Annotated in this window: 1 protein-coding gene; it reads left to right on the top strand. The window is 39.3% G+C overall.

Features of this window, described 5'->3' with window-relative positions; genetic code table 11:
• Positions 1–1065, top strand: a 1065-nt coding sequence (locus OMHG_RS00125; protein ID WP_010647088.1) for an IS256 family transposase, incomplete at its 5' end; no start/stop codon positions are given.
• Positions 1066–1286: the final 221 nt, after the last annotated feature.

Genomic DNA, 1286 nt, shown 5'->3' with positions numbered 1-1286 from the left:
GAGGTGGAGAAACCAGAACTTAAAAATAGTAAAAATGGGTATTATGAGCGTGGCCTAGATACACGATACGGCCGCATTGAAGATCTGTCCATACCAAGAGATCGAGAAGGTTATTTTCAAACAAGTCTCTTTGATCCTTACCAACGTAGAGAAAGATGGCTGGGGGAAAGCATTATCACGATGTATAACAAAGGTTTTAGCACACGTGAAATTGGCACATTTATTGAAAGAATTCTAGGAAATACCTATTCCGCAACAACGATTAGCAATATTACAGATGTACTTGTGGAAGAAATTGAAGAATGGCAACAACGTCCTTTGGACAAAAGATATACGGTTCTTTATTTAGATGGAACTTACCTGAAGTTACGTCGACAAGACGTAGACAGTGAAGTGGTTTACGTTATCGTAGGGATTACAGATAAAGGTTATAAAGAGATTGTCGGATTTTATGTTGGAGGTAAAGAAAGCGCACTTGGATGGAAAGAAATCTTAACTAACCTTCGGAATCGAGGATTGGAAGAAGTGTTATTGGGCGTATTTGATGGGCTTAGTGGTCTTGAAACTGCGTTCAAGGAGGTTTACCCCAAAGCCGATGTCCAACGTTGCGTGGTCCATAAAGTACGGAACGTCCTTTCTTCCATTCGACAAAAGGATAAAGAAACTTTCACTACGGACCTGAAGAAGGTTTATAAAGCAGTTACTAAAGAACAAGCTGTACATTATTTTAGTAAATTGAAAGAGGAGTGGAATAAGGTTTATCCGAAGGTTATATCTTCATGGGAAGAGGACCTTTCCGTCTTATTAACTTTTCTTGATTACCCAAAGAGTATTCAATCCCAGATCTATACTACGAACACCATTGAGCGCACAATTAAGGAAGTGAAAAAACGTACGAAAACGATGAACAGTCTCCCTAACGAAAAAGCTGTAGAAAAGATTGTGTACCTTGTGTCAAAGGACTATAACGAAAAGTGGAGCAAAAGAGCAATAACAGAGTTTTCCGCGGCACGAGAAGAGTTGAAATCCATGTTTGAAACTAGATATGGCAATACAAAAGAATAAAACAACACCTAGAGGAACTTCCTTTTTGTACAACATATTAAAAACGTTCGGTTTGACATGGAGCCTCTGCGGGCATGATTTTTACGCCAAGCCCCAGCTATTTGGAAAAACAGTTGGCTGGGCTACATTAGGCTATCACGCCCGCTTCTCCATATAAAACCTCTCTTCATTTCTAACGGGAAAAGAGAAAATAATGTTTACACAGAATTCTTGACACTACC

The organism is Oceanobacillus massiliensis str. N'diop (assembly GCF_000285495.1).
In the GTDB taxonomy this organism is placed as follows: domain Bacteria; phylum Bacillota; class Bacilli; order Bacillales; family Amphibacillaceae; genus Oceanobacillus; species Oceanobacillus massiliensis.
The sequence above is the reverse complement of the archived record's forward strand: the minus strand, read 5'-3'. Positions and strand labels throughout refer to the sequence as shown.